General features: G+C 49.1%; 21 protein-coding genes. 14 read left to right on the top strand and 7 right to left on the bottom strand.

Annotated elements, in window-relative coordinates:
- Positions 1-320: ComEA family DNA-binding protein (locus ACXLDX_RS03515; protein ID WP_457575808.1), on the bottom strand; the 320-nt coding region annotated here is incomplete at its 3' end.
- Positions 321-748: 428 nt separating this feature from the next.
- Here ACXLDX_RS03515 and ACXLDX_RS03510 point away from each other — a divergent pair.
- The 10 genes from ACXLDX_RS03510 (at position 749) to mutY (ending at position 11,296) form a co-directional block, all read left to right on the top strand.
- Positions 749-1,732, top strand: coding sequence for a GGDEF domain-containing protein (locus ACXLDX_RS03510; RefSeq protein WP_457575807.1), 984 nt, complete (start codon positions 749-751; stop codon positions 1,730-1,732).
- Positions 1,732-2,865, top strand: a complete 1,134-nt coding sequence (gene wecB / locus ACXLDX_RS03505; protein WP_457575806.1) for a non-hydrolyzing UDP-N-acetylglucosamine 2-epimerase — start codon at positions 1,732-1,734, stop codon at positions 2,863-2,865. Before ACXLDX_RS03510 ends, wecB begins: the two co-directional genes overlap by 1 nt.
- Before the next feature lie 20 nt (positions 2,866-2,885).
- The gene (locus ACXLDX_RS03500) at positions 2,886-3,881 is read left to right on the top strand and encodes an ABC transporter ATP-binding protein (protein WP_457575805.1); all 996 of its coding nucleotides are present in this window, start codon (positions 2,886-2,888) and stop codon (positions 3,879-3,881) included.
- Positions 3,865-4,689, top strand: a complete 825-nt coding sequence (locus tag ACXLDX_RS03495) for an ABC transporter permease (protein WP_457575804.1) — start codon at positions 3,865-3,867, stop codon at positions 4,687-4,689. The genes ACXLDX_RS03500 and ACXLDX_RS03495 overlap by 17 nt, the downstream gene beginning before the upstream one ends.
- A 13-nt stretch (positions 4,690-4,702) precedes the next feature.
- Positions 4,703-5,146, top strand: coding sequence for a lasso peptide biosynthesis B2 protein (locus ACXLDX_RS03490; protein WP_457575803.1), 444 nt, complete (start codon positions 4,703-4,705; stop codon positions 5,144-5,146).
- A gap of 93 nt (positions 5,147-5,239) precedes the next feature.
- The gene (locus ACXLDX_RS03485; protein ID WP_457575802.1) at positions 5,240-6,583 is read left to right on the top strand and encodes a UDP-glucose dehydrogenase family protein; all 1,344 of its coding nucleotides are present in this window, start codon (positions 5,240-5,242) and stop codon (positions 6,581-6,583) included.
- A gap of 232 nt (positions 6,584-6,815) precedes the next feature.
- A complete protein-coding gene (gmd, locus tag ACXLDX_RS03480; protein ID WP_457575801.1) occupies positions 6,816-7,934 on the top strand; it encodes a GDP-mannose 4,6-dehydratase in 1,119 nt (372 codons plus the stop codon).
- Between the two features lie 55 nt (positions 7,935-7,989).
- Entirely contained in the window at positions 7,990-9,078 is a 1,089-nt protein-coding gene (locus ACXLDX_RS03475) for a GDP-L-fucose synthase family protein (RefSeq protein WP_457575800.1), read from the top strand.
- Between the two features lie 50 nt (positions 9,079-9,128).
- On the top strand, positions 9,129-10,196 hold the full coding sequence (locus ACXLDX_RS03470) for an iron-containing alcohol dehydrogenase family protein (RefSeq protein ID WP_457575799.1): 1,068 nt from the start codon (positions 9,129-9,131) through the stop codon (positions 10,194-10,196).
- Positions 10,193-11,296: an A/G-specific adenine glycosylase gene (gene mutY, locus ACXLDX_RS03465; RefSeq protein ID WP_457575798.1), complete on the top strand. Its 1,104-nt coding sequence runs from the start codon at positions 10,193-10,195 to the stop codon at positions 11,294-11,296. The genes ACXLDX_RS03470 and mutY overlap by 4 nt, the downstream gene beginning before the upstream one ends.
- Positions 11,297-11,454: 158 nt before the next feature.
- On the opposite strand, the gene ACXLDX_RS03460 is transcribed toward mutY, so the two are convergent.
- Genes ACXLDX_RS03460 through ACXLDX_RS03450 form a run of 3 tightly spaced genes read right to left on the bottom strand, consistent with a single transcriptional unit; the run spans position 11,455 to position 14,626 of the window.
- Entirely contained in the window at positions 11,455-12,894 is a 1,440-nt protein-coding gene (locus ACXLDX_RS03460) for an exodeoxyribonuclease III (RefSeq protein ID WP_457575797.1), read from the bottom strand.
- A 5-nt stretch (positions 12,895-12,899) separates the two neighbouring features.
- Positions 12,900-14,159, bottom strand: coding sequence for a diaminopimelate decarboxylase (locus ACXLDX_RS03455; RefSeq protein ID WP_457575796.1), 1,260 nt, complete (start codon positions 14,157-14,159; stop codon positions 12,900-12,902).
- A 14-nt stretch (positions 14,160-14,173) separates the two neighbouring features.
- Positions 14,174-14,626 carry an Lrp/AsnC family transcriptional regulator gene (locus tag ACXLDX_RS03450; RefSeq protein ID WP_457575795.1) on the bottom strand — a complete coding sequence of 151 codons (453 nt, stop codon included), beginning with the start codon at positions 14,624-14,626 and terminating at the stop codon, positions 14,174-14,176.
- A gap of 316 nt (positions 14,627-14,942) precedes the next feature.
- On the opposite strand from ACXLDX_RS03450, the gene ACXLDX_RS03445 reads away from it, so the two are divergent.
- Genes ACXLDX_RS03445 through ACXLDX_RS03430 form a run of 4 tightly spaced genes read left to right on the top strand, consistent with a single transcriptional unit; the run spans position 14,943 to position 20,361 of the window.
- Positions 14,943-16,982 (top strand): TOL_0244 family TonB-dependent receptor, encoded by a 2,040-nt coding sequence (locus ACXLDX_RS03445; protein ID WP_457575794.1) that lies wholly within the window; start codon positions 14,943-14,945, stop codon positions 16,980-16,982.
- Positions 16,983-17,002: 20 nt separating this feature from the next.
- A complete protein-coding gene (locus ACXLDX_RS03440) occupies positions 17,003-17,623 on the top strand; it encodes a YfiR family protein (protein WP_457575793.1) in 621 nt (206 codons plus the stop codon).
- Positions 17,620-19,629: an ATP-binding protein gene (locus ACXLDX_RS03435; RefSeq protein ID WP_457575792.1), complete on the top strand. Its 2,010-nt coding sequence runs from the start codon at positions 17,620-17,622 to the stop codon at positions 19,627-19,629. The genes ACXLDX_RS03440 and ACXLDX_RS03435 overlap by 4 nt, the downstream gene beginning before the upstream one ends.
- A gap of 36 nt (positions 19,630-19,665) precedes the next feature.
- A complete protein-coding gene (locus ACXLDX_RS03430) occupies positions 19,666-20,361 on the top strand; it encodes a polyprenol monophosphomannose synthase (protein WP_457575791.1) in 696 nt (231 codons plus the stop codon).
- Positions 20,362-20,364: 3 nt separating this feature from the next.
- Here ACXLDX_RS03430 and ACXLDX_RS03425 read toward each other — a convergent pair whose 3' ends face one another.
- From ACXLDX_RS03425 to ACXLDX_RS03415, 3 genes are all read right to left on the bottom strand, one after another.
- Positions 20,365-21,771, bottom strand: coding sequence for a class II fumarate hydratase (locus tag ACXLDX_RS03425; protein ID WP_457575790.1), 1,407 nt, complete (start codon positions 21,769-21,771; stop codon positions 20,365-20,367).
- Between the two features lie 27 nt (positions 21,772-21,798).
- Positions 21,799-22,362 carry an NAD(P)H-dependent oxidoreductase gene (locus ACXLDX_RS03420; protein WP_457575789.1) on the bottom strand — a complete coding sequence of 188 codons (564 nt, stop codon included), beginning with the start codon at positions 22,360-22,362 and terminating at the stop codon, positions 21,799-21,801.
- Between the two features lie 182 nt (positions 22,363-22,544).
- Positions 22,545-22,919, bottom strand: a complete 375-nt coding sequence (locus ACXLDX_RS03415; protein WP_457575788.1) for a desulfoferrodoxin — start codon at positions 22,917-22,919, stop codon at positions 22,545-22,547.
- Positions 22,920-23,204 lie beyond the last annotated feature (285 nt).

The following is a 23,204-nucleotide window of genomic DNA, read 5'->3' as shown; positions in this document are numbered from 1 at the left end:
AGGGGCATGACTTTTTCCAGCAGGCTGGCGTCTATCCCGTCAATATTTGCAAGATCTTTTACGCTCGCAAAGGCTCCGTGGGCCTCCCGGTAGGCGGCAATTGCCTGGCCGATCTGCGGTCCGATGCCGGGAATCTGGGAGAGGGCGTCAACGCTTGCCGTATTGATATTGATCTTTTCCATAAGTCCCGCCTCACTGGCAATATTGGTCAGCATGGAAGCGGCTTTACCGGGCTCGGTGGCCGGGGAAAAGGCTGGTGTGAGCAGTGTGGTTGAGGTAAAAAGAAAAACCGCTCCTAAAAATAATTGGTGTGTCTTCATGATCATTACTCCAGGTGAAATGTTAGTTGTTGCCTGTCCATAAAAGGGACTTTCGCCCAAACTCTGTGTTATATTCAAAAAAATAATGCTTGAAATATCAATTAGATGTCTGCGCTTATTTTTTCAGTCCCTGATTTTGAACAAAATTACTCATAGGTGTGAAATAAAAAATATTCCGGTTGCATTCCGGACAGGGAAAACATTGGTGGTTTTTTTTCCAATATACAAGGATTCATTAGAAAGATTACCGAATCTTTATCTCAGGGCCTGCACTTGTCTCAATGTTGCCAACCTATGCGGACAAAAGAGACCATGAAAAGCTGGGTGCCTGTGAACAATTACTTTGAAAGTATTGACTTTGACCGCAAAAAGCTTTACCAAGCTTTCTGGAGTGCTGTTTGTAACCACTTTGTGCAGGATTCAGGAGAATGAATTCACAAAAGAAGATAGATGAAGTTCCCGAGTTTCTGGTAAAGTCCACTCAGTGGGTTGCGTTAGCATCCATTGTGATTCTGTTGCCGTTCTGTATCTTTAATTTCATCCAGAACCGCTTTCTGCTGGGAGGGTTGACAACTGCAGTTGTTTTGGTCTGTTTTGTTAATTCCTGGTACTGTTGGCGGGGAATATACTGCTACAGTATTAATCTGTTTGCCGTGGTTCCTGCCATAACTGTAGCGATAACTATGGCGATTTTCCAACTGGATGTAAGGGGTTCTTACTGGGCATTTCTTGGTGTGTTTGCCATTTATTATATTCTTCCGGAAAAACTGGCATGGAAGGTTAACGTCGTTTTTGACGGGATCATCTGCATTGCAGCCTATCAGGTTCTGGAGAAGCCTGTTGCCATACGGTTTATTGCCATTCTGCTGGGCACAAGTTTTTTTGCTTTTGCTGCCATTCATGAAATTTACAGGCAGCACTTCAAACTGAAGAAACAGGCTGTCCTTGATCCCCTGACCCGTCTGTACAAACGCTTCCTGCTACAGGATTCTCTCGAACATGCAGTTACCCGGAACAGACGTGCCGGTAATCCTGTTTCCTTGATTATGCTGGATCTGGATCACTTCAAGGCGGTCAATGATCAGTTTGGTCACGATACGGGTGACAGGGTGCTGAAAGCTGTGGGCAGGATTCTGTCACATAATTTTCGTGTGAGTGATATGCCTTTTCGCATCGGCGGAGAAGAGTTTCTCATAATACTGTATAATACTGACAGTGAGGGCTGTTTTGAGGTTGCCAGGAAACTTCAAAAAGAGATTCAGAGTCTGTCCATACTGCCGGATCGTTCCGTAACCGCCAGTATCGGTATCTCCACCCTTTTTCCCGGAATGGACAGGGAGGCATGGTTGAAGAAATGTGATGAAAATCTTTACCGTGCGAAAAACAGCGGTCGTAACTGTGTGGTGGTGTGATGAAGGTTCTCTCAGTTTTTGGTACCCGGCCCGAGGCTATAAAAATGGCTCCAGTGGTGCGTGCTCTGGCCGAGGATCCGCACTTTAATGCAAAAGTCTGTGTAACGGGGCAGCATCGGAGGATGCTGGACCAGGTGCTGGAACTGTTTTCCATTGTTCCGCATTACGATCTGGACATCATGCGGGTGGGCCAGAACTTGTATGATGTGACCAGCAAGGTGCTCCTGGGGATAAGAGATGTTATCGGGGAGGAGAAACCGGATCTGCTCCTGGTTCACGGGGATACGACCACCTGTTTTGCCGCATCCCTTGCCGGTTTTTATGGTGGTATTCCAGTAGGCCATGTGGAGGCCGGGCTGCGGACCGGCAATCTTGCCGCGCCCTTTCCCGAAGAGGCCAACAGGGTGTTGACATCCCGTCTTGCCAGACTCCATTTTGCGCCAACCGAATCCGCGAGGCGGAATCTCAGGGCGGAAGGAGTGGCGGAAGAATATATTCATGTAACCGGTAATACTGTTATTGACGCGTTGCTGTGGGTACGGGATCAGGTCGGGGACAGGCGGGAATGGGGAAATGTTTTCGGTTCAGCAAAAGATGTGGTTCTGGCTGGAAAGCCGTATGTGTTGATAACCGGGCACAGAAGGGAGAATTTCGGTGCCGGATTTCGTGATATCTGCGCGGCGGTTTCAGACCTGGCTGCCGGGAATCCTGATCTGCATTTTATCTATCCTGTTCATCTTAATCCCAATGTGCAGCAGCCTGTTTATTCCATCCTGGGGAATAAAAAAAATATCCATCTCATTGAACCGCTGGATTACGCTCCTTTTGTTTTTCTGATGAACAGATGTCGGGTGATTCTCACCGATTCAGGCGGTATTCAGGAGGAGGCACCGTCCCTTGGAAAACCTGTACTTGTCATGCGGGAAATAACAGAACGTCCCGAGGCCCTGGAGGCCGGAACTGTGATACTGGTAGGCACGGACAGAGAATCGATTGTGAAGGAAGTGGGGAGGCTGCTTGATGCCGGAGAAAATGATTCCCCGGTGATTCACAGCAACCCCTATGGTGACGGCCGGGCCGCCGTACGGATCAGGGAGAATATTAAACTTTGGAAGGCAAAGTCGATATCTTGAGCAATTACGGTGGATGAGCCATGGCCGCTATCAAGCTGCATCATGTCACCAAGGTTTTTCCCGTACGAAACTGGCGGAGTCTGCTGTCCGGCAGGGTCCGACAGGTGCGGGTCCTTGATGAGGTCTCGTTTTCCGTTGAGAAGGGGGAGATTATGGGGTTGCTGGGGCCTAATGGTGCCGGCAAGACAACGCTGCTGAAGATTCTTGCTACCCTGATTGTTCCCGATGGTGGTACTGTTTCCGTACTTGGTCTGGATGGCGCGGGGGATGGAAAACGTATCAGGGAGCAGGTGGGATTTGTCAACACCAATTCCCGTTCCTTCTACTGGCGGCTGAGTGGCAGAGACAACATGGTTTTTTTCGGTAAACTCCATAATCTTTCCGGCAGAAAACTGGCACGACGGCTTGACTATCTTTTTGATCTTGTGGGGATGTCGGAGAAAGCTTCGGTCAGGCTCGGCACCTATTCATCCGGGGAACGTCAGCGGCTGGCTATTGCCAGGGCGCTGCTGGGTGACCCGCAGGTTCTTCTGATGGATGAGGCTGCTTCCAATCTTGACCCCATCAGTTCCCGCGATCTGCTGGAGTTTATTAAAACTGAGCTTTCCAGGCGGCAGAAGAAAACGATCCTCTGGTGCACCCATAATCTGGCGGAAGCTGAACAGCTCTGTGACCGGGTGACCATACTCCATCATGGGCGGGTTATCGGTTGCCGGGAGCCGGGGAATTTGACGGAGGCCGTGACGGGGCGGCAGCGTTATTATTTTTCCCTGGATCGGCTGGATGATATTCTTGTCGGTCTGGATGGTTTTGTACAGGAGGATGAAAAAGGCGGCCGGGTGGCGTGTCGCTGTTATATGGAGGACGAAGAAGTACCTGAACTGATCGGCAGACTTGTCGAAAATAAGGTGCGAATCTATGAATGCAGAAAACTAGAGTATCCCCTGGAAGAGTCGTTTTCGGAGCTGGTGAACAGTCATGAACAGAGTGGAGGGCCGGATGGAACTTTGGCGTGAACTGATCTGCAAGCCGATGGCCTTTCTTATACGTGATTTCAGAATTGCTGCCAGTTACAGGCTGCAGTTCATCATGCAGGGAACGGGGGTACTTTTTACTTCGACCCTCTTTTTCATGCTGGCACGGATGATCGGGGACCAAAAACTTGCCTCCCTGGAGAGTTATGGCGGAGATTATTTCTCTTTTCTGCTGATAGGGGTTGCGGTTACCGATTACCTCTCCCTTTCCACCTCAAGTTTTGCAGCGGAAATCCGCAGTGGACAGACATTGGGTACTCTTGAATCATTACTGGTTTCACCTACTTCCATCATGACCATCCTTTTTTCTTCCTATATGTATAAGCTGCTGTCCACCAGCTTTCGACTGCTGTTTTATTTCATGCTCGGTTTTTTTGTGTTTCAGGTACGGTTTCATTCCGGCAGTATTCCGGCACTTCTGCTTGCTTTTCTTCTTTTGCTGTTGCCTTTTGTCGGTATCGGTCTGCTTTCTGCTGCATTTATAATTGTGTTCAAGCAGGGGAGTCCCGTCAGTTTTCTGCTTAATGTCAGTTCCGGTCTGCTGGGTGGGGCCATGTACCCGGTTGCGGTCCTGCCGGACTGGCTGCAGCATGTCTCAAAAATTCTGCCGATTACTTACGGTCTTGAAGCGTTGCGTCAGGTGTTGCTGAATGGGGCAGGATTACGGGAAATTTATGGTGAGCTTTCGGTGCTGGCGATTTTTTCCGTTGTTTTTCCTGCGGCTGGTATCTGTGCCATTATTCTGGCTGTAAGGATTGCCCGAAAAGAAGGCTCTCTGTTGCATTACTGAGTGGAATAGTTTTATGGCGTCTTTTCGCAGATTCTTCTCTCTTACTTTTTCCGAAAAACTGGTGTTCTGCCAGGCGTTTCTGCTGGTGTTCCGTTTCCGGAGGGCATTGAAGCATCGTTCTTTTGATGACCTGCTGCGGGAATCTTCAGCACAGGCCGAAAAGAGATTAGCTCGTTTTGCCGCATCGTCCCTTTCCGCCGGGCGTATTTCCTGGCTTATTAAAAAGTCGGCCATGACGGTTGTTAAGAGCCGCTGTCTGCCCCAGGCCCTTGCGGGGCATATAATTTTCGCCGAATACGGCTATCGCACCTGCTTTCATATCGGGGTCAGAAAGGGGGACGGCAGGCTGGAGGCCCACGCCTGGCTGACCCTGAATGATAAAGTGATTCTCGGGGACATCCCGGATCTCGAGCAGTTTGAGGAGTTGCCTGTGAGCAGTTACTCTATTTTTGAATAAACCATAGGTTAGGCTTGATTAGTTTTGTGATGGTGGATATTATGCTGTTTTTCTTTGTTTCCGGAACTAATTTATTTCCATGTTGAGGGTTTTATGAATGTAACTGTATTTGGTGTCGGATATGTGGGTCTGGTTCAGGCAGCGGTGCTGGCCGATGTCGGTCATAATGTCTGCTGTGTGGATGTGGATGAGACCAAAATTGAAGGGTTGAAGAAGGGTGTCATCCCGATTTTTGAACCGGGTCTCTCCGATCTGGTTTTAAAAAATCATGAGCGGGGACGACTTGCTTTCACAACTGACGCCAAAGATGGTGTTGATCATGCCGAACTGCAGTTTATAGCGGTGGGTACACCGCCCGATGAGGACGGCAGTGCGGATCTCAAGTATGTTCTGGCGGTGGCGGGCAGGATTGCCGAACTGATGGAAGAGGCGAAAATTGTCATTGACAAGTCAACGGTGCCGGTGGGAACCGCCGATAAGGTTCGTGCTCATATGCTTGGAATCCTGGCAGAGCGAAGGAAAGATCTGGATCTGCATGTTGTTTCCAATCCGGAATTTCTAAAGGAAGGTTCAGCTCTGGATGACTGTATGCGGCCGGAACGGATTATTGTCGGCACCGATTCGGATGCGGTGGAGGCAAAGATGCGCGAGCTGTATGAGCCTTTCAGCCGGAACCATGACAAGATAATGATCATGGATGTGCGCAGTGCCGAGTTCACTAAATATGCTGCCAATTGTCTGCTGGCTACCAAAATCTCCTTTATGAATGAAATGTCTAATCTTGCCGAGCGTATGGGTGTTGATATTGAACAGGTACGGAGGGGGATAGGATCTGATTCCCGTATTGGCTACCAGTTTATTTATCCCGGCTGCGGTTATGGTGGCTCCTGTTTCCCCAAGGATGTGCAGGCACTGGAACGTTCTGCCAGTGAAATTGGTTACGAAGCAAAGATTCTGCGGGCGGTGGAGAGTGTAAATTATGCCCAGAAGGAAAAACTCTTTGAGCATATCCAGTCGTTTTACAATGGTGATATCGCAGGCAAAACCTTTGCTGTGTGGGGGCTTTCCTTTAAACCGAATACCGATGACATGCGCGAGGCATCCAGCAGGGTGCTGCTGGAATCATTGTGGAAGGCAGGATCCCGTGTGCAGGCTTATGATCCGGAGGCGATGGAAGAGGCCCAGCGGATTTATGGGACACGGGATGACCTGATGTTGATGGGGACCAAGGAAGCGGCACTTCATGGGGCTGATGGACTGGTCATTGTCACTGAATGGAAGAGTTTCCGGGTACCGGATTTTGAGCAGCTTTTAAAAGAATTAAAAGACAGGGTGATTTTTGACGGTCGAAATCTCTATGATCCTGCGCGGGTGGAGGCAATGGGGCTGGCTTACTATGGTATTGGTCGGGGACGTTCCATTAAAAAATTTCAATGATATACTCCTGGACCGTAACTCCTCAGAGGTAATAAAATCATAGAGTTGCTATCCCTGCGACCAGTTACCCTCAAAGGAATAGCAATTCTATGATTTCCTTATTCAATAATTGAGAACACAATGTCGTTAACTTAAGGACAAGATGGTTCAGGAAAGTCCTATTCTGACCTTGGACGAGGTCGGAATGGGACTCGTCGCTTAAGTTAACGGCATTGACCGAGAACAGACAAATATGAAAAAAGCATTGATAACCGGTATTACCGGGCAGGATGGGGCGTATCTGGCTGAATTCCTGTTGAAAAAAGGATACGAGGTGCATGGAATAAAGAGGCGGGCGTCTCTTTTTAATACGGACAGGATCGACCACCTCTACCAGGACCCCCATGAGGGGGAGAGAAATTTTATTCTGCATCATGGTGACCTGACGGATTCTTCCAGTCTGATCCATATAATTGGCAAGGTGCAGCCCAACGAGATTTATAACTTGGCCGCCCAGTCCCATGTCGCTGTTTCCTTTGAAGAACCTGAATATACTGCCAATTCCGATGCCCTGGGGACATTGCGGGTCCTTGAGGCGATTCGTATTCTTGGTTTGACGGAAAAGACCCGTTTTTACCAGGCTTCCACCTCCGAGCTTTTCGGCAAGGTACAGGAGGTTCCCCAGACGGAAAAGACCCCGTTTTATCCTCGATCCCCTTATGCGGTTTCGAAGATGTACGCCTACTGGATTGTTGTCAATTACCGGGAAGCTTATAATATTTACGCCTGCAATGGTATCCTTTTTAACCATGAATCTCCCCTGCGCGGTGAGACCTTTGTCACCCGGAAAATCACCAGGGCGCTTGCCCGTATTTTTCTCGGTCTTCAGGATTGTATTCATCTTGGCAATATGAATGCCAGGCGGGACTGGGGCCATGCGAAAGATTATGTGGAGATGCAGTGGTTAATGCTTCAGCAGGAAAAGCCCGATGATTTTGTGATTGCTACCGGTGTGCAGCATTCGGTACGGGATTTTGTCGACGCAGCGGCTTCTGAGTTGGGGGTGGGTCTGCGTTGGGAGGGTGAAGGGGTTGATGAAATCGGTATTGTGGAGCGTGTTCCCGACGGTGAACTTGGCTGCAAGATGAGTGTTGGTGACATTGTAGTCCGGGTTGATCCCCGCTATTTCAGGCCCACGGAAGTTGAGACATTGCTGGGGGATCCGGGCAAGGCCGAAAAACAGCTTGGATGGGTGCCGAAAACAAGTTTTGCTGAACTGGTGGCTGAGATGATGCGTTACGATCTGGAAGAAGCGCGCCGCGATGAACTCTGCCGCAATGAAGGTTTTGCTGTTCTTGAGAAACATGAGTAAAAGGTAAAGCCTTCGGCCAAAATCCATAATGTAAGTACTCTCTGGAGTTACGCAGATGAGCATTGATCCCCGATTCACTCAGTCATCATCCTCTCTCTCTTCTGATGAAAAGATCTATGTCGCCGGTCATCGTGGTATGGTCGGTTCGGCGATTGTCAGAAAACTGAAGAACATGGGCTGCACTAATATAGTTACCCGTACCCACAGGGAGCTTGATCTTCTTGATCAGAAAGCGGTGTTTTCTTTTTTCCGCAGGGAGAAAATTGATCGGGTTGTGTTGGCCGCGGCCCGCGTGGGTGGGATCCATGCCAATAACAGTTATCCTGCTGAATTTATTTATCAGAACCTGATGATCCAGGCCAATGTGATCCACGGGGCCTGGAGGAGTGATGTAGAACATCTGCTTTTTCTTGGCAGCTCCTGTATTTATCCCAAGTTTGCTCCCCAGCCCATGAGGGAAGAATATCTGTTGACCGATGTCCTTGAACCCACGAACGAGCCGTATGCCATTGCCAAAATTGCAGGAATCAAGATGTGTGAGGCCTATAACCGGCAGTACAGCACCCGTTATCGTTCAGTTATGCCTACCAATCTTTTTGGCCCAGGTGATAATTATCACCTGGAGAACAGCCATGTTATTCCAGCCATGATCCGTAAATTTCATCTGGCGAAACTGGCCATGGCTGGTGACGTGGAAGGAATAGTCAGGGATGAGGATAAATATGGACCAATCCCGGCCGATATTTGTGAGAGCATGGGCTACTGTGCGGATACAAAAACGCTTGATTCCGGTGTGATTCCCAGGGTAAGGCTGTGGGGAACCGGCTCGCCGAGGCGGGAGTTTCTCCATGTGGATGATATGGCGGCCGCATCCGTCTTCGTGATGGGGCTGGAACAGTCCTGCTTTGAGGACGGCAACCCTTCCTTTCTGAACGTGGGAACGGGAGAGGATATCACTATCCGGGAGACGGCGGAAATAATCTGCCGCCTGGTGGGATTTCGTGGAGAAACCGTGTATAATCCTGAACAGCCGGACGGAACACCCAGAAAACTGTTGGATACCGGCCGTATAAATTCACTGGGCTGGCAACCTTTCCTCAGCTTCGAAGAGGGCTTGAAGGATGCTTATTCCTGGTACCTGTGACCAATTACTTACTTCACGATTTCAGGTGAATCAGAAAAGGAATAGAAAAAATGTATAGAAATTTTGCCATAGTACCGAATATCATGTTCGGTCGGGGAGCCTTTAACCAGCTTGGTGATGTCATTGCTCCCAGGCGGGTTAGTGAGGGAGGATATGTGGTTTTTGTCATTGATGATGTATTCAAGGACAAACCCATTGAATCGAGACTGCCTCTTGAAGGGGATGATCTGCTGCTCCGGGTCAATGTGGATGATGAACCGAAAACCAGTTATATTGACAGGCTTGTGGAGGAGATCAGGACATACAGAGATGTTGTGCCGGATGGTATTATTGGTATTGGAGGCGGCTCCACCATGGATATCGCCAAGGCCATTTCCCTGATGCTGACTAACCCCGGTTCATCTGCTGATTATCAGGGATGGGACCTGATTAAGAATCCGTCAGTTTATCATGTGGCGGTGCCGACCCTGGCGGGAACCGGAGCGGAGATTTCTCGTACGGCCATTTTGACGGGGCCGGTCAAGAAGCTGGGAATTAATTCTGATTTCACCTTGTTTCATCAGATTATTCTTGATCCGGAACTGATTGCCGATGTGCCGAAGGATCAATGGTTTTACACCGGCATGGACTGCTATATCCACGATGTGGAATCCCTTGAAGGAACTTTTATCAATGAGTTCAGCAAGGCCTACGGGGAAAAGTCCATTGATCTCTGTCGCCAGGTTTTTCTTGAAGACCATCAGGACAGGGATGACAAGCTGATGATGGCATCCTATTTCGGCGGTATGTCCATCGCCTATTCCCAGGTTGGGGCCTGTCACGCGCTTTCCTATGGTTTATCCTATGTACTGGGGATTCATCATGGTATCGGCTGCTGTATTGCCTTTGACTACCTCGAGGAATTTTACCCCGAGGGTGTGAAGGAATTCCGGCGGATGATGGAACGACACAATATCAGCCTGCCCCGTAACCTGACCGCGGGCATGAGTGATGAATCTCTTGATCTGATGGTGACCACCGCTCTCGGCCTGGTGCCGCTCTGGGAGAACTGTCTGGGACCGGACTGGGAAAAGCAGATGACACGGGAACGGACATTGGAGCTGTATAAAAGAATGTGAACAGCGGTGATCCGGGCAACACTCTGCAGGAACAGCTGATCCGTTGGTTCAGGGATAACAGGCGGGATCTGCCCTGGCGGCGGACCTACGATCCGTACCATGTGTGGATTTCGGAGATTATGCTGCAGCAGACGCAGATGGAACGCGGGGTCACTTATTTTAAGAAATGGGTGGCCCGTTTTCCTGATGTCGCAAGTGTTGCGGCAGCTCCTCGCCAGGAAATTCTAAAACTCTGGGAGGGACTCGGATACTATTCCAGGGCCGCTAATCTGCACAGGGCTGCGGCTGTTATCATGGAAGAACATGGCGGGATTGTTCCCTGCGATCCCGGGGAGCTCCTGAAACTGCCAGGTATCGGCCCCTATACCGCCGCTGCCATTGCCAGTGTTGCCGGAAATATTGATGTGGCCGTGGTGGATGGCAATGTGTTGCGGGTATATGCCCGTCTCTTTGATATCGCCTCTCCCGTTCGGGAAAAAGAGGGAAACAACAGAATACGAAAGATTGCCGACAGGCTGTTGCCCGGAGGTCAGGCTCGTCTTTATAACCAGGCGTTGATGGAACTGGGCGGCCTGATTTGTACTCCGAGGAAACCGGCCTGTCAATCCTGCCCGGTAAGCGGATATTGTCTGGCCCTGGAGAATGGCACGGTGACAAAGCGCCCTGTTACCGGAAAAACAAGGAAAACACTTGAAGTCACTCGGGTGGCCGGCCTTGTTTTTTCCCGCGGAGAGATTCTTCTGTTGCAGAGAGGAGAAGAGGAAAAGCTCTGGGCCGGTTTGTGGGATTTTCCAGGCGGAGAAATGAAGGGCAGCTGGACGAAGATGAACGTGGCAGAAGCGATCCGGGCCGCCTGTGGTTTGAGTGTTCAGGTTAAAGAACAGCTTACTACTGTTGTGCATCACTACACCCGCTATAAAGTCACCCTGCACTGCTTTCACTGTGTGCTCCTGGATGACCGCCGTATTCCCGGAACTGGCAGCAACATAAAAAATTTCTGCTGGATACACCCGGAGGATCTGGCAGATTATCCACTGCCTGCCGGCGCCGGAAAAATAAGGGAATACCTCATGACATCCAACTCAATGTCGTTAACTTAAGCGATGAGTCCCATTCCGACCTCGCCCGAGGGACGCCGTAAACCCGTCCCTGGGGGCTTGACTGCAGCCGTCCTGGCTGCAGACACCCTCGGCCAAGGTCAGAATGGGACTTTTCTGAACCATCTTGTCCATAAGTTAACGATATTGACATCAAACTCCTAACCAATTTCCAGCAAAACCGGGCAGTGATCAGACCCCATGATTTCCTGGAGAATTTCGGCTCTTTTGACTCGTTTTTCGGCAGCCCGGTTGACGCAGAAATAGTCGATACGCCAGCCCACGTTTTTGGCGCGCGCGTTAAAGCGGTAACTCCACCAGGAGTAATTTCCCGGCTCCTGATTGAACATACGGAAAGTGTCAATAAAACCGGCTTCAATAAAGGTGTCCATCCAGCGCCTTTCTTCCGGAGTGAAACCGGCATGTTTTTCATTTGCTTTCGGATGGGTGAGGTCTATCTCCTTGTGGGCCACGTTGAAATCACCGCAAAGCACCACATCCTTTTTCTTTTCCAGGTCCCTGGCGAAATTCAGCAGGCAGTTGTTGAAGCGGAGTTTGAAATCCAGTCGTTTCAGATGGTTGCCGCTGTTGGGAAAGTAGATATTAACGAGATAAAAGGTGTCAAATTCCAGGGTGAGTACCCGTCCTTCACGGTCAAATTCTGCTTCTCCTATTCCTTCTTTTACCGAAAGGGGGGTGATGCGGCTGTAGAAGGCAACACCGGAATATCCTTTTTTTTCCGCGCTGTGCCAGAATGAGGTGTAACCCGGGATGTTTTTTAATTTGTCCGAGAGTTGGTCCGGCTGGGCCTTGGTCTCCTGGATAGCGATGACATCCGCGTCAAGGTCCTGCAGCAGGTCGATAAAACCCTTTTTTTCCATGGCGCGGATGCCGTTGACGTTCCATGAAAGAAGGGTGAGTGTTTGGTTTTTCTTCTGATTGGTGCCGGGGATTTTTCTCGGTTTTACACCATGTTGAGGGCATCCGTCTTCCAGGGGGCAGACATCGCAGTGGGGGCTGATGGGGCGGCAGATTGACTGTCCGAAGGCAACCAGGATGGAGTTGACTGTAATCCAGTGTTTTTCCGGAAGTTTTTTTCGGAGGGCCATCTCTGTTTTCAGGGGTGTGTCGGTTTTCACATAGTTCCAGATATTGAGGATTCTGTGGACATGGGTATCGACACAGATGGCAGGCTTGCCAAAGGCAACGCTGACCACCAGATTAGCGGTTTTCCTGCCCACACCGGGCAGGGTGATCAACTCTTCAATGGTGTCAGGTACGCGGCCTCCGAACCTGTCCAGGGCTTCGGGCAGCTTTGCCAGGTAGCCGGCCTTGTTCCTGTAAAACCCGACCGGATAGATCAGCATGGATATTTCCTCTTCTGTTAGTCCGGCAAGCCCTTCCCTGTCGGGGGCCTGTTTAAAAAGTTTTTTCGATGCCCTGGCTGTGGTCTCGTCTTTGGTTCGGGCGGAGAGGATCGTTGCTACCAGAACCTTGAACGGGTCCCTGGTCTGTACTGCAATAAGATCAACGACCGGGACATCCTTATCCCTGATCGCTTCTGTAACCGTATCAAGAAATATGTCGATATCAATGGCCATAAATTTTACCGGGAAAGGGTGTCCGGCGGAAAATCGAGGGTGGCAAAATAATCCTCAACCCGCTCCGCCCGTCTGATGAGTTCGATATCACCGTTTTCCCTCAACAATAATTCCTTCGGCCGCAGATTGCCATTATAATTGAATCCCATGGAATGACCGTGGGCCCCTGTGTCATGGATAACAAGGATATCGCCATCTTCAATGGGAGGGAGGTCACGTTGAATGGCGAATTTATCATTATTTTCACAGAGGGAGCCCACGACATCCACGGTCTCCGCACCATTGGCGAAGTCCTTGCCGATAACATCAATATGGTGGTAGGCGCCGTAAAGAGCGGGACGCATCAGGCTGCTCATGGAGGCGTCGACCCCTATATAGGTGCGGTAGATTTCCTTGCGGTTAATGGCACTCACAACCAGGGCTCCGTGGGGGCCGGTCATGTAGCGGCCGCTTTCCATGAACAGGGCCGGCTGATAGTTTTCTTTCCCGGCAAAGGTGTGAAAAAGAGCTGAAATTTCCCGACCCATGTTTTTCAGGTCCAGGGATGCTTCATCAGGTTTGTAAGGAATACCAAGGCCTCCACCAATATTGATGAATTCAAAACGAATATCAAGTTCAGCTGAAATTTCTCTGATCAGCTCCAGCAGCATACGTGTGGTCTGGACCATATAAGAATAGTTCAACTCGTTGGAGGCCACCATGGTGTGGATGCCGAATTTTTTTGCTCCAAGTTCTCGTGCCCTCCGGTAGGCATCGATTACCTGTTCATGGCTGACACCGTATTTTGCCTCCAGGGGATTGCCGATGATATCGTTCCCGGTTCGTTTTGCCCCGGGATTATAACGAAAGCAGATAAGTTCCGGTATTTCTGGAACCTTGTCGAGCAGGTTTATATCATCCAGGTTGAGGATACAACCACCGTTTTCTGCAGCCTCGGCAAAATCTTCAGGTGAAGTGTTGTTGGAGGTAAACATGATGTCGCTGGCCCGGGCGCCAATGTTACGGCTGAGTTTAAGTTCAGCAATGGAGCTGCAGTCAAAGCCGAATCCCATGGACTGCATAATTTCCATGATTTTAGGATTGGGCAGTGCCTTGACAGCAAAATATTCCCTGAAATGTTCAATTTCACAAAAAACTTTCTGTAGCTGTTCACCCGTTTCCCGGATACCGGTTTCATCATAGACATGAAAAGGGGTGCCAAAATGGCCTCTGATTGTTTCAAGATGGGGATAGAGACGTTCTTTAAAGGATTGTGATAGAGGCATGGTTCCTGGCCAGGTCAAAGTTGTATAGGGATTCTGCTGGTTTCCTTGACGGTTGCCAGCACAGTTGAAGTCCGGGTGGAGAGAACGCCCGGAATGGCGAGAATCTTTTCACAGAGCAGGTTGCCCAGCTCCGTGGTATTGCCAGTTCGGATTTTCACCAGGAAACCGTCTGATCCCGCCACCAGATGCACTTCCTGGATTTCCTTGATTTCAGCCAGTTTTTCGCCGACTTTCCTGCAATCACGCGGGGTTGTGGTCACAGTGATAAAGGCGACCTGGGCCCGGTTGAATCGTTCCGGGTTAAGACGAACCTCGTAGCCGTCAATAATGCCGCGTTTTTCCATTTTGCGGATTCGTTCCAGCACGGCTGAAGGGGCGAGGCCCACCTGTCTGGAAACCTCCACATTGGGGATCCGGGCTTTTTCCTGAAGTATTTTCAGTATATCGAGACTTATTTTGTCAATCATTTGTTAAAATCTCCATTTATGGTGAATATATTCTGTTTTTTGGTTTCTGTCAAGAATGGTATTGTTTGCCATTCAAAGAGTCCGAAAAATATTTACAGGCGCTTTTGTTTGCTATAGCGTATTTGTACGGAAAAAATCCTGTGAATTCGGGATCCCTGTAAGCAATTTTCTCTATTTTCCTGAGAAATAATTTCCATGTGACTCTTTTTTTTTATATCCTTGTAGAGACCAGTCGTCTTTATTAAATTGGCTGATCTGTGTGGGAAAACAGTCTGAAAAAGAAAAACGCATTTGTGATTTGAAACAGGAAGAAACAATGAATTTGAGGGCACACTATTTATTGAAAATCAGTCCACAGCTTGTCAGCGTACTGCTCTGCGGATTTGGCCTGCTTTCTCATGGACCCGGCCGGGTGGTGGCTGCAACAGGAGACGACAGTCTTGACTACCTGAAGGGGCTCAACATTGAGGACTTACTGCGCACACAGGTAACTTCAGCGTCGAAACGGCCTGAATCGCTGACGGATACGGCAACCGCTGTTTTTGTCATTACCGCTGAAGATATAAAGAGAACGGGGGCCAGGAATATTCCTGAAGCCCTGCGCATGGTGCCGGGTATTCAGGTTTCTCAGCTGGATAGCAATAAATGGATAATCAGTGCCAGGGGGTTCGGGGAACTTTTCAGCAACAAGCTGCTTGTCCTTATGGATGGAAGATCGGTGTATACCCCCCTTTTCTCAGGAGTATTCTGGGATGTTCAGGACACGGTGATGGAAGATATTGACCGTATTGAAGTTATCCGGGGACCGGGGGCGACACTCTGGGGAGCAAACGCGGTTAATGGTGTGATCAATATTATCACCAAGTCAACGTCTGAAACCATGGGAGGTCTGGTGTCGCTGGAAGGAGGATCATATGATCCTCTCATTGCCACGGCACGGTATGGAGGTGCGATTGGAAAAACAGGTGGCTATCGTTTTTACATGAAGGGGGCGGAGCACAACGAATTTCCCCTGGAAGACGGTACAGACGGCAAAGATGACTGGGATATGATGCAGGGGGGATTCAGGGTTGATCTCGAACCGGAGCGGGAGAGAAGAATCCGGGTACAGGGTGATATCCAGCGTGGTAATGAAGGTGTTGCCTATTCTTTCCCTGGTTTTCCGGGCCAGGAAAATCTGGACACCGATTTTAACACATTCACGGGGAATCTTTTGACCAGATGGGAAGGAGATTTCAGCAACGGCAACCTGGTTTCTCTTCAGGCATATTGGGACTATACGGAAAAAGATCTGCTGATTGTTGAGGAAAAAAGGACAACGTTTGATCTGGATTTTCAATATGTCTGGACTGCATCATCGTATCATGACGTGGTCTGGGGGCTGGGGTACCGGGTCAGTTCCGATGAGATTACGTCGACGCAGTACACTTATTTTAATCCCGGGGAGAGGACTGATGAGCTTTTCAGCGCGTTTATTCAGGATGAGATAATCCTGGTGGATAATCGCTGGTGGCTGACTGTAGGCTCCAAATTTGAGCATAATGACTACAGTGGTTTTGAAGTGCAACCCAATATGAGAATGCGTTGGAAAACCAGCAATGACCAGACGTTCTGGACCTCGGTTTCCAGGGCTGTTCGTACACCGGCCCGGGCGGACCATGATATGACGATCTTTACAGTTGCTTCTCTCGATTCCAGCGGCAATCTGGTTGCCAGCACCATTGAGGGAAATCATGATTTTGAGGCGGAGGAACTTGTGGCCTATGAGGCTGGTCATCGTTGCCGGCCATTTCGCAGGTTGTCGCTTGATACGGCCGTTTTTTATAATGTTTACGAGAATCTCAGATCCCTGGAGGTTGGCGCTCCGTATTTTTCCACCTTTTCCGATTCACTCCTGCTGGTCCCCAACTATATTACCAATGCATTGTCTGGAAAAGCTTACGGTCTTGAACTCCTGGCAACCCTGCAGGCCGCGGACTGGTGGAAGCTTGCTTTTGGATATTCTCTGCTGAAGATGAGTTTTGATGCAGATCCCGATATCAGAATAACCAGCAGAAAATTTATACAGGACGATTACCCGCAACATATGGTCCAGGTAAGATCCTATATGGATGTGTGGGAGAATGTCTCCCTTGACAGTGAGTTTTATTATATGGATGAACTGGGAAATCAGCCTGTGGATGCCTATATCCGATTTGATCTCAGGCTTGGCTGGGAAATAAATAAAAATTTTGATCTGAGCCTCAATATTGAAAACCTGACGGATTCCAGGCACCGGGAGTACGCCAGTATTACAAATATAACCGGTACAGAGGTGCCCCGAAGGTTTTTTGCAAAATTAACCTGGAACTATTGATTGTCGCTTTTCATACGGAAATGATGTCACAACCCGATACTGCAAATTTAATCCAGTGGAATAAGAGGAGAAGGCTCAGGTGTATCCTGGAAACCTGTCTGCTTACTTTTTTGCTGCTGGGTATTGCTAAAGGAAATGTCCTTGCGGCACACCCGAAAGTTTTCAAGGAAAGTCAGGTAAAAGCAGTTTTTCTCTATAACCTTATTAAATTTGTTACCCGGCCGGGATCAGAACATAAGGTGGATCCGTTTGTCATTGGTGTTCTTGGCAGAGAATCATTCGGGTCCCTTTTGAGCAAGGTAGTGGCAGGTGAATATACGGGGAATCGGAAAATTGTGGTCGAACAGTATGGTTCTCCTGATCAGATTGTATGGTCCAGAATAGATATGCTCTTTATTTCCAGGGGAAGTGTCCCCGAAGGAACCTGTTTTTCTTATCCTGCGATAAAAAATAATGTTTTAACGGTGGGGGAGGAAGCTGGATTCTGCAGACGGGGAGGAATGATCAACCTGGTCACCCGGGGCAGCAGAATCCTGATAGAGATGAATGTCGAGCAGATCAGAAAGAGTGGGTTCAGAGTGAGTGCACAGGTATTGAAACTTGCCAGGCTTGTAACAACAGTTTCAGGGGATGAACAATGAATCATCGGTTTGGAAATCGTCCTGTGCAGGCCAAGCTGGCGTATATAGTCATGGCGATCTGCAGTTTTCTCGTTATTTTCATGGCCATATGCTTTATCACCGATAAAGTTTATTCCTTCAGGCGTAATATGGTGGAAAATCTGGCAATTCTCGCTAATACCATCAGTAAAAACAGTACGGCGGCTCTAATATTTGATGATCCGCTGACCGCTGAAGATACTCTTTTAGCTTTGAAAGCCGCACCGTATGTGAAATGTGCCACAATTTTCAGAAATGACGGTACAGTATTTGCCAGGTACTCAAGGCAGGGGAAAGGGGTTGAAGAGATCGATTATGCAATGAAAAAGAAACTTCTCGCCCAGGCCATGCAGGCTAAATCGGGGGAGGAGGTGCATAATTTTAATGAAGGGTATCTTTCCCTGGCCTCTCCCGTCATGATGGATAAAAAGCGGCTTGGTTTTCTGGCAATCAAAGCGGATCTGGCACGACTGTATAACAGACTGATTATTTCTATTGTCATCGTAATTGTCCTTATCTGTGCACTTGGTTTACTGGCCCAGGTTGTTTCCATCAGGCTCCATCGATTTATTGCCTGGCCGCTTTTTGAGCTGCTGAAAACCATGGAAACTGTTAAACTGAAACAGAAATTCTCCGTGCGGGTGAAAAAATTTAATGATGATGAGTTCGGTTCTCTTACCGATAGTTTTAACAGCATGCTCGCTGAGATAGAAAAGCGGGATGAAAAGCTGGCCCAGTACCAGAACCAGCTGGAGGAGCAGGTGGAGGACCGGACCAGGGAGTTGGTTCGTTCCAATGAACAGTTGAAAAAAGAGGTCGCGGAACGAAAAATAATACAGGATCAGCTGGCGCGGGCTCAGAAAATGGAGGCCATAGGCACCCTGGCAGCGGGTGTGGCCCATGATCTGAACAATATTCTCTCGGGAATTGTTTCCTATCCGGAGCTGTTGCTCATGCGGATTTCAAAAGATCATGAACTGCACGCTCCTCTCTGTACGATTCAGGCTTCCGGTAAGAAAGCGGCTGCCATTGTTCAGGATCTGCTGACACTCTCCCGTCGCGGTGTTACGGCCATGGAGGTTGTCAATCTTGAGAAGGTTCTTGATGAATATCTTGACAGTCCGGAATGCAGGAAGATGCTTGATCTTCATCCCCACGTGAAGATCGTGAAAGATCTGGAACCGGACATTATGCAGATCATGGGGTCTGAGCTGCATCTCGGCAAAACTATTATGAATCTGGTTATCAATGCTGCCGAAGCCATGAGGGAGCCGGGAAAAGTTGTTGTCCGACTTGAGAACTGTTACCTGGATACACCCGTATCAGGTTATGGTAAGGTGAATGAAGGGTATTATGTGCTGCTGACTGTGCGTGATACCGGCCAGGGAATAAATGAGGAGGATCTCGAGTTTATTTTTGAGCCGTTTTATACCAAGAAAAAAATGGGTTTGAGCGGCACAGGCCTTGGAATGACTGTGGTCTGGGGCACTGTACAGGATCATAAAGGGTATATTAACGTGGTCAGCAAGACTGGAGAAGGCACGATTTTTTCTCTTTATTTCCCGGCAACAATGGAAGAGAAAAAGGATATTCCCGTGGTTGACGGAGAGCTGTATCGGGGACAGGGTGAGTCCATTCTAGTTGTTGATGACGTGGAGGAACAGCGCATGATTGCCACCGATATCCTGAAAGAGCTCGGTTACAATGCTTTTGCGGTTTCATCTGGGGAAGAGGCTGTGATCCATGTGCAGAGGAATAATATTGATCTTCTCATTCTTGATATGATTATGGACCCCGGTATAGACGGACTGGAGACCTATCGCAGGGTATTGCTGCATCGTCCGGAGCAGAGGGCGATTATCGCCAGTGGTTATACGGATTTTGCCAGGATCAAGGAGGCCCGTAAACTTGGATTGATAATCTACTTGCGAAAACCCTATACCATGAGCAATATTTCCCGTGTGGTTCGTGAGGAGTTGGAGCGTTAATTAAGAGGGGTCAGGAATCTGGTGTATGGGGGGCTTATGTGTTCCGTTACTGTTATTATTCCCACTTTGAACGAAGAGGAAAATATTGATCCTCTGCTGACTCGTCTGTTTGCCGTCAGGAGTAAATCGGGGCTGAATTTCTCCGTTCTTTTTGTTGATTCCGCTTCCACTGATAAAACCGGGGAAAAGGTGATGGCTTGGCAGGAAAAGGGAGATGTTTTTCTGCTCTGCCTGGAGCCGGATGACGATCTGATGGAAGTGGTTGTTGCAGGGGCATGTGCCGCCGATACCCGGTTTGTGGTAGTGATGGATGCAGATCTCAGCCATCCTCCGGAACTCCTGCCGGAGCTGATAACGCCTCTTCTGAAAGGTTCCTGTGATATGGTTATCGGCAGTCGATATGTGGCCGGTGCTGCCATGCCTGACTGGCCGTTTTATCGCAGGTTTGCATCAAAACTGGCTACCATTCCCGCCAGGTTGTTTACGAATGTGAAAGACCCACTTGCCGGTTTTTTTGCAGTGGAACGGGAAAGACTTGCCTCTCTTGACGGATCCGTTCACGGTTTTAAGGTTGGCCTGGAGGTGTTGGCCGGAGGGGGACAATCCCTTCGGGTCAGGGAGGTCCCCATCATTTTCAGGGACCGGAGTTTTGGGGTTTCAAAGATGAATTTCCGGGTTGTTTTTCATTACCTGGTGCAGCTTTTTCATCTGTTAAGGAAAAAATTCTGTTAGGGGTCAGTGTCTTTTTCTTTCTTTTTCCACCTGCCAGTCTGCCAGGTTTTTCGGGTCAAGCAGTCTTTTAAGGTCAGTTTCAGGGATATCCGTCATTTCCTTTGCCACATCAAGAACCGGTCTTTTATCTCTGGTTGCTGTTTTTGCGATTTCCGCGGCCTTCATATAGCCGATTATCGGGTTGAGTGATGTGACGAGCATGGGATTGAGAAGTAATCTGCTTTTACATGTTTCGCGGTCAACCTGCATGTCGGGAATCACCTTTTCTGCCAGGGAAAGACAACTGCCACTGAGAAGCTGAATGGAATCCAGGATAGTTGTCGCCGCTACCGGCAGCATGGTATTGAGCTGAAAGTTACCGCCGAGGCCGCAGACCTGGATAGTTGTGTCATTGCCGATTACTTTTGCCATGGCCATGCAGACCGCTTCCGGAATAACCGGGTTGACTTTGGCGGGCATGATACTTGAACCGGGCTGCAGTGGTTTCAAACGTATTTCGGACAGGCCCGCATCGGGGCCGGAGTTCATCCATCGCAGGTCGCTGCAAATTTTGTAGAGAGCGGTTGCAGTGGCTTTAAGGACACCTGAGAATTCCACAACCGTGTCCAGGCTGCTGATGCCCTTGTAAAGGGAGGGGGCCCTGGCAAATGAAAGGCCGGTTATTTCGTTTAAAATGGAGATCACCTTTCCTGGAAATTCGGGATGGCAGTTGACACCACTGCCCACAGCTGTTCCCCCCAGGGGCAGCCTTTGCAACCTGCCGAGGGAGTCCCTGATCCGTTCACATGATTCAAGAAGCTGCATGACCCATCCGTCAAGTTCTGCCTGGAGACGGATGGGCAGGGCATCCATGAGATGGGTCCTGCCCGTTTTAATCACATCACTGTTGGCTTTGCCGAACTGGAGAATTTCGTCGGCAAGTTTGTCGAGAGCGGGAAGGAGTTTGTCCTGTGTTTCCATGGCTGCGGAGAGATGCAGGGCAGCAGGAATAACATCATTGCTGCTCTGGCCGAAGTTGACATGGTCGTTGGGCAGCAGGTTTATGCCTTTTCGGGCTGCAAGACCGCAGATAACCTCATTGACGTTCATATTGGTGCTTGTTCCTGAGCCGGTCTGGAAAACGGATACTGGAAACTGGTCCTGTGGTCGGGAAGAGAGGAGTTTGTCGACACTGTCCACTATTGCAGAAGCGAGATCATGGGGGAGAAGTTTCAGGTCGGCATTTGTTTCTGCAGCGGATTTTTTGATTAGAAGTAACCCTTTGATGAAGCTCCAGGGAAATGGAGTATCAGAGATAGTGAAATTCTCGATCGCCCTCTGGGTCTGAGGGCCGTAGAGGCTTTCTGCCGGAACCTTGATATCTCCCATGCTGTCCGTTTCCGTGCGGTAGTTCTTTTTTATACTGGCCATGGTTCCTCCCTTGTGAACTTTCCCGGATCAATCGACAAAGACAGGATGGGCCTTCATAATCATCGCGATCCTGGTTACGTTTGCACCATGTGTCCTGCACACCGTCAGAGCATCGTCAGTTACGCCGATATGTTCCATGGATTCATCGGCACTGCGACCGTAAGGACCCCAGTGCAGACCACCCTTTGTATAGAGAGATGTGTTCTTGGGCAAGGGTACGATAAGCATGCCGAGTTCTGCAATATTATTCAGCATGCTGAGCATGGCCAGTTCCGCACCGGCTCCGCTGCCACCGAAACCGCCGCCGGAAACAAAAACCCCGGCAACTTTACCGTTCATACTGTCTTCCAGCCAGAGTCCCGAACAGATGCGGTCGATGAATTTTTTCATCTGCCAGGCCATACTGCCCATATGAACAGCACTGCCGAACAATATCCCGTCACTTCCCTTCATGTCCTCTTTTGTGGTCTCTTCAGCTTTTTTAACAAGTGGTTGCGCCCCTTTGATCGACCGTACTCCATCAGCAGTGGCCTGTGCCATTTTTTCCGTGTTACCGAAATCACTCGCATATATGATAAGAATCTGTGTCATAGCATCTCCTTTCCCGGGAAACCCGGGTTTGATTGCCGGGGGGGGTGAAGTTGGGCCTGTTTCATGGTCCATCCTTACAAACTGAGGACTTTTTGTGGTTCTGTCAAGGCGAAGGGGGCGGGAGCAAAGGGTGGGAATGGAGTTGAAAATTCCCCCGGAGCAGTTGTCCGGGGGAGGAAGGATTAAGCTTTCCAGAGGCCATGGAGATTACAGTAGGCTCTGGCTGAGACATCACCATCCAGTGGTGGAAAGTGTGCTGCCGGCTTATCATTCGGGTCAAGAAACTGACGATATACCGTCTTGCCGGCAATGAGTTCTATCCATTCGATATAATGGTCTTCCGTCATGGGATGATCTACGGAACCCACAGTCACGGTCCATCCCGCGTCGGTTTTCGTGAGAACGGGAACATGTTTTTCAACAGCGGCATCGGTTGTGTTCTCTGCCATCATGGTCATCTGCTGGCCACAGCACATGAGATCTGCAGTTCCGGCGGTAAGAACTTCCACGATGTTTCCACAAAGCTCACATTTGTAAACTGCCATTTTGTCTGCCATGCATCTTCCTCCTGTTGTATGGGAATCATATATAACCGACTGCAAAAAAAACAACGTCGGTTATGTTGATTGAAACGGTCTTGTCTACTCCTTTAAATCGTTACAACACAAGAACGTAATCATGGTTTGAAGGCCTTTCAATTTATTTTTATAAAAATGGTAAGCGCTCATCAAACCACACTCCACCCAACAGGCAATTCCAATTGCTTTTCTGTTAAATTAAAGGGCAGCAACTGTTCATAATCTTCTTCTGATCCAGCAAAAGGAAGATTCTCAAAAAGAAAC

Source organism: Desulfomarina sp. (genome assembly GCF_054039375.1).
This window is presented reverse-complemented; position numbering and strand designations above follow the sequence as displayed.

What these genes read in the sequence shown, in the direction of transcription:
- ACXLDX_RS03510 (WP_457575807.1), top strand. Translation starts at nt 749, where the DNA reads ATGAATTCACAAAAGAAGATAGATGAAGTTCCCGAGTTTCTGGTAAAG.
- ACXLDX_RS03450 (WP_457575795.1), bottom strand. Translation starts at nt 14,626, where the DNA reads ATGATTGACAAAATAAGTCTCGATATACTGAAAATACTTCAGGAAAAA.
- ACXLDX_RS03425 (WP_457575790.1), bottom strand. Translation starts at nt 21,771, where the DNA reads ATGGCCAGTATAAAAAAGAACTACCGCACGGAAACGGACAGCATGGGA.
- ACXLDX_RS03445 (WP_457575794.1), top strand. Translation starts at nt 14,943, where the DNA reads ATGAATTTGAGGGCACACTATTTATTGAAAATCAGTCCACAGCTTGTC.
- ACXLDX_RS03435 (WP_457575792.1), top strand. Translation starts at nt 17,620, where the DNA reads ATGAATCATCGGTTTGGAAATCGTCCTGTGCAGGCCAAGCTGGCGTAT.
- gmd (WP_457575801.1), top strand. Translation starts at nt 6,816, where the DNA reads ATGAAAAAAGCATTGATAACCGGTATTACCGGGCAGGATGGGGCGTAT.
- ACXLDX_RS03500 (WP_457575805.1), top strand. Translation starts at nt 2,886, where the DNA reads ATGGCCGCTATCAAGCTGCATCATGTCACCAAGGTTTTTCCCGTACGA.
- ACXLDX_RS03495 (WP_457575804.1), top strand. Translation starts at nt 3,865, where the DNA reads ATGGAACTTTGGCGTGAACTGATCTGCAAGCCGATGGCCTTTCTTATA.
- ACXLDX_RS03460 (WP_457575797.1), bottom strand. Translation starts at nt 12,894, where the DNA reads ATGGCCATTGATATCGACATATTTCTTGATACGGTTACAGAAGCGATC.
- ACXLDX_RS03420 (WP_457575789.1), bottom strand. Translation starts at nt 22,362, where the DNA reads ATGACACAGATTCTTATCATATATGCGAGTGATTTCGGTAACACGGAA.
- ACXLDX_RS03455 (WP_457575796.1), bottom strand. Translation starts at nt 14,159, where the DNA reads ATGCCTCTATCACAATCCTTTAAAGAACGTCTCTATCCCCATCTTGAA.
- ACXLDX_RS03430 (WP_457575791.1), top strand. Translation starts at nt 19,666, where the DNA reads ATGTGTTCCGTTACTGTTATTATTCCCACTTTGAACGAAGAGGAAAAT.
- ACXLDX_RS03415 (WP_457575788.1), bottom strand. Translation starts at nt 22,919, where the DNA reads ATGGCAGACAAAATGGCAGTTTACAAATGTGAGCTTTGTGGAAACATC.
- ACXLDX_RS03475 (WP_457575800.1), top strand. Translation starts at nt 7,990, where the DNA reads ATGAGCATTGATCCCCGATTCACTCAGTCATCATCCTCTCTCTCTTCT.
- ACXLDX_RS03485 (WP_457575802.1), top strand. Translation starts at nt 5,240, where the DNA reads ATGAATGTAACTGTATTTGGTGTCGGATATGTGGGTCTGGTTCAGGCA.
- wecB (WP_457575806.1), top strand. Translation starts at nt 1,732, where the DNA reads ATGAAGGTTCTCTCAGTTTTTGGTACCCGGCCCGAGGCTATAAAAATG.
- ACXLDX_RS03470 (WP_457575799.1), top strand. Translation starts at nt 9,129, where the DNA reads ATGTATAGAAATTTTGCCATAGTACCGAATATCATGTTCGGTCGGGGA.
- ACXLDX_RS03440 (WP_457575793.1), top strand. Translation starts at nt 17,003, where the DNA reads ATGATGTCACAACCCGATACTGCAAATTTAATCCAGTGGAATAAGAGG.
- ACXLDX_RS03490 (WP_457575803.1), top strand. Translation starts at nt 4,703, where the DNA reads ATGGCGTCTTTTCGCAGATTCTTCTCTCTTACTTTTTCCGAAAAACTG.